The sequence below is a fragment of the Streptomyces sp. NPDC059534 genome, from assembly GCF_042743475.1.
GTDB lineage: Bacteria > Actinomycetota > Actinomycetes > Streptomycetales > Streptomycetaceae > Streptomyces.
In genome coordinates, this window is record NZ_JBHWAQ010000104.1 from 1 (window position 1) to 4,270 (window position 4,270).

The following is a 4,270-nucleotide window of genomic DNA, read 5'->3' on the forward strand; positions in this document are numbered from 1 at the left end:
GCCGATCCGCCGGGCTGGCTACTGAAACTCACCGACACCGACGGCCACCACATGGCCACCGCCAACCTGCGCGCGCCCACCACCGAGACCGCCGATATGGCCGTGCTATGGCAGCTTGCAGTGCGCCACTCCCACCGCCGCCAGCACATCGCCACCCACCTACTCGGCCAGTGCCTCCACCACGCCGCCCTCCACGGCGCCCACCACCTCACCGCCGACGCCCCCCCCGACGACCTCCCCGCCACCCGCCTCCTCACAGGAGCCGGCTTCCTGCCTCTCGACACCCTCACCGTCTACCAACGACCCTTGTGACCCACCCGCCCTACCGGCGCGCTGCCGACGTGGCGAGCAGCGTCCTGGACGAGATCCGCCGACCCCGGGACACCAGGCAAAAGCGGTCCCACCCACCCCACGGGCAGACGACGGTCCACCTGGGTTCCTGACGGCTCTTTCTCGCCGACCGCGCCTGTACGCGAACCACCGACCAGCCCGCCACTCGAACCGCCTGCCGGAGCCATTTCCCCTTGTTCCGGTGGGCCAGGACAACTCGGCGAGACGGTTTAGCGGTCGACGGCTGGCTTCCCTGATCGCGAGAGGGACGATGCGCCGGCACTACCGGGGGCGTGGACCGTGCCGGCGCATCGCAGGCGAGGTACGTGCTCAGGGCAACACGCGCAGGTTGGAGGAAAACACAACCAGCCTCACCTGGCTGTCCGGCAGAGAAACAGTCCCCCAGGACCTTCATCTACGGGGCAGCACCTCCAGCAAGCAAAGCCTGATCAGGGGGCCTGCGGAAAGAGCAAGCAGTACTCCTGGCGTTCATCTCCCGGTGTCAGGGCAGGCCGTCACACTTATGGGTTGCCGAGCATGCGAAAGCCCCCCACCGGGGTATGACGAGAGCGTGTCTGAAAGATCGTGTAAGTCCGTGATGTGGAAGCCTGGTCTGGGGCTCGGCCTCGGGGCCCTTGGGCCGGTCGGATCGGACGAGTCATGGCAGACGAAGAAGAAGTGGCCAGGTCCGTGGCCGGCGCCGAAGTGGTGGATGAGGTCGTCGAGCGATTGGTCGACAAAGCTGACGTCTCAGAAGCCGTTGCCATACCGATCATGGAGTCTGTTGATCGAATGGGAGTCTCGATCGGGTGATCGTGGGCACTGCCCGGCATGAGAGCCGGTCCTGGCGGTATACGGGCAAAATCCAAAGGAACGGAGGGCCGCGCGCTGCTATGGTCGGGCGCTATGAGCTGGCTCCCCGATAACTTCGTCCATCCCGTCCTGGTACCGCTGCCGGGCAGTGGTCATCACCTGCGGCCGATCCGGGAGACGGACACCCCACTCGACTATCCGGCTGTGATGGGTTCGCGCGAGCGGCTGTGGACCATCTTCGGCCCAGCCTGGGGCTGGCCTGCGGCCACCATGACCTACGAGGCCGACCAAGCGGACCTGTTGCGGCACGAGAAGGAGATCGCCGCACACCAGTCTTTCAACTACGCGCTGTTCGACGCGGCGGAGACAGCTCTGCTCGGCTGCGTCTACATCGACCCACCGGAGAGGGCCGGCGCGGACGGCGAGATCTCCTGGTGGGTGGTGGACGAGCTGGTGGACAGCAAGGTCGAGCAGGCCCTCGATGAGCTGGTGCCGCAGTGGATCGCCGCCGACTGGCCGTTCGAGCAGCCGCGCTTCCTCGGCCGAGAGATCTCCTGGTCGGAGTGGCTCGCCCTGCCGGAGCACTCCGACGCGTAAGTAGCTTTTGTCGTAATGCTCTGGGGGCTTGGTGCTCGAACGGCCGTCTCGATTGGGTGGTCGTCGGGTGCTCGGCGCATGCGAGGAGGGCCTCCTGAACAGCTCGCTGGTGTCGAATCACCGAGCATCAGGAGGCCCTAGTGTCGCAGTCTTGCGTGCCGATGGCCGTGCAGTCCACCGCGGGTACTCGGGAGTGTGACTGTCAGGCTCACCGGTTCGGAAACGCTGCCGACAATCGCCTGCGAGAGCGTCGGTATCCGAGCGAAATGACGGACGCGGAGTGGGTGGTGGTGCGGCCGCTGCTGCCGGTGCCGGGTTGGATGCAGGGCCAGGGCGGGCAGCCGGAATCGTACTGCCACCGGGCGATGCTGGACGCGATCGGCTCTCTCGTGGACAACGGCATCAAGTGGCGGGCGATGCCGGCCGACTTCCCGCCGTGGGACCGGGTCTATGCGTTCTTCCGCCGCTGGCGCGATCGCGGCCTGATCCGGGAGTTCCATGACCGGGTGCGCGGGCAGGTCCGGGAGAGGGCAGGGCACGATGCCCTGCCGACGGCTGGGGTGATTGATTCGCAGTCAGTCAAGGCGGATGCCGTGGTCAGCGCCGGCACCCGTGGCTTCGACGGCGGCAAGCTGGTCAACGGACGCAAGCGGCACGTCGTGGTCGACACCCTTGGCCTGCTGCTGGGCGTGTGTCGGCGTACAAGTGAAAGTGGCTCTGACAAGATTTTCGTGAAGCCGGGGTGTGCGACCGTGCGCCGGTGACGCTCCGTCATACCTTCCGGCATTGTCAACGAGTGTGACGACCTCGTACGGATTGTGTCTCCGTACCTCGATGCGGTGATGGTGGAGCGGGTGTGGGTGGAGGGCAACGTGGTCCGTGTCTCGGCCCGCACCCGCGAGTTGACGGTTGCCTGTCCGGACTGCGGCCGGGGTTCAGTGCGGGTGCACAGCCGCTATACCCGCACGCTGGCTGATCGCGCCGTCGGCGGCCGCCCGCTACTGATCGGCCTGTCGGTGCGGCGGCTGTTCTGTGACGGCCCAGGCTGCGCTCGCCGGACGTTTGCCGAGCAGGTCGACGACCTGGCGGTGCGCTACCAGCGCCGCACTCCGCTGCTGCAGCGCCTGGTGGAGACGGCCGGGGTGCTGCTCGCCGGCCGGGGCGGTGCCCGACTTTTACAGATCGTGAACGTGACGCTGTCGCGTACGAGTGTGCTGTTCCAGCTGATGCGCATGCCGCTGCCTTCGGCAGCGACTCCGCGGGTGCTGGGCGTGGACGACTTCGCACTGTATGCGGACGTCTACGGCACGCTGCTGGTGGACGCTGATACCCGGCTACCGATCGCGCTGTGGGCGGGACGGGACGCCGAGCAGCTGGCTGCCTGGCTGCGCGCGCACCCCGGTGTTGAGGTGGTTTGCCGGGACGGATCGCTGGTCTACCGGCAGGGCATCACCGACGGCGCCCCAGACGCCCTGCAGGTCAGCGACCGGTTTCACCTCTGGCAGGGGATGTCGAAACGGGTGGGGGAAGTAGCCGCCGCCCACCGCGACTGCCTGCCGAACGTACTTCCCGATCCCGAATCGGCACCGCAGCGCCGGTCGGCGGGGGCACCGTCCGACCGAGCGGATACACCCGCCCGTCGCCACGCCAAGCGGCTGTTTGAGGCGGTGCACGCCGTGACCGACACCGGCCGCTCGATCAACCCCGCAGCTCGCGAGCTGGGCCTGGACTGGCGCACGGTGCGCAAGTACGCCCAGGCCGCCACCTGGGACGAGTGCGTACGGCGGGCCCGCCCACGCCGGCCGACGAGCCTCGATCCGTACCTGGAGTACCTGCGTCTGCGCTGGGAGGAGGGCGAGCACAGCGCGAAGGTGCTGCACCAGGGGCTTGTCGCCAAGGGCTACCGCAGCCACTGTCAGCGGGTCAAGATGGCTGCCGCGCCCCTGCGTCGCGGTCTGCCGATCGACACGCCGCGCGAGCGTCTGCCCTCGCCCCGGGAGGCCGCCCGCTGGATCACCACCTCACCGTCCCGGCGCGGCCTGCACGCCACAGAGCACCTGAACCGACTGCTCGCACACTGCCCAGAACTGGACCACACCCACGACCTGGTGCGAAAGTTCGCCGACATTCTCGATGCCCGCGACGCCGACGGCCTCACGGACTGGCTCAAAGAGCTCACAACCTCCCGCCTCCCGCCGTTGGCCAGCCTGGCCAAGGCCGTCCGCGAGGACCAGGCGGCAGTCGTGCAGGGCATCACTACCCCGTTCAACTCTGGCGTCAACGAGGGCCGCATCACCGACGTCAAACTTCAGAAACGGCTCATGGCCGGCCGCGCCGGAGTGCCGCTCCTCCGCCACCGCGTGATCCTCATAGCCCAGCTCCGACGCCGCCACCCATGACGGAGCGTCACCGGCACACGGTCGCATACCCCGGCTTCGCTGAGTAGGCCCGGAGCGCGGTGCCGGGATTGCTCCCGGTCCGTTTCTCCGGACCTCTCGCCGAACCCGCCGTGCGTCTCTCAACGCAACGG

At 68.0% G+C, this 4,270-nt stretch carries 5 protein-coding genes; all 5 read left to right on the plus strand.

Annotation, left to right across the window (positions count from 1 at the left end; genetic code table 11):
* The coding region (locus tag ACFVZH_RS39880; protein WP_384905496.1) for a GNAT family N-acetyltransferase at positions 1-312 on the plus strand (312 nt) is incomplete at its 5' end.
* Between the two features lie 678 nt (positions 313-990).
* Complete coding sequence (locus ACFVZH_RS39885) at positions 991-1,143, plus strand: hypothetical protein (protein WP_384905498.1); 153 nt, start codon at positions 991-993, stop codon at positions 1,141-1,143.
* A 93-nt stretch (positions 1,144-1,236) separates the two neighbouring features.
* Positions 1,237-1,740 carry an N-acetyltransferase gene (locus ACFVZH_RS39890; protein ID WP_384905500.1) on the plus strand — a complete coding sequence of 168 codons (504 nt, stop codon included), beginning with the start codon at positions 1,237-1,239 and terminating at the stop codon, positions 1,738-1,740.
* Between the two features lie 266 nt (positions 1,741-2,006).
* Complete coding sequence (locus ACFVZH_RS39895) at positions 2,007-2,504, plus strand: transposase (RefSeq protein WP_384905502.1); 498 nt, start codon at positions 2,007-2,009, stop codon at positions 2,502-2,504.
* 54 nt (positions 2,505-2,558) lie between these two features.
* Complete coding sequence (locus ACFVZH_RS39900) at positions 2,559-4,139, plus strand: ISL3 family transposase (protein ID WP_384905503.1); 1,581 nt, start codon at positions 2,559-2,561, stop codon at positions 4,137-4,139.
* Positions 4,140-4,270 lie beyond the last annotated feature (131 nt).

Bases quoted from the DNA above. Each gene is read 5' to 3' on its own strand.
- ACFVZH_RS39885 (WP_384905498.1), top strand. From the start codon at position 991: ATGGCAGACGAAGAAGAAGTGGCCAGGTCCGTGGCCGGCGCCGAAGTG.
- ACFVZH_RS39890 (WP_384905500.1), top strand. From the start codon at position 1,237: ATGAGCTGGCTCCCCGATAACTTCGTCCATCCCGTCCTGGTACCGCTG.
- ACFVZH_RS39895 (WP_384905502.1), top strand. From the start codon at position 2,007: ATGACGGACGCGGAGTGGGTGGTGGTGCGGCCGCTGCTGCCGGTGCCG.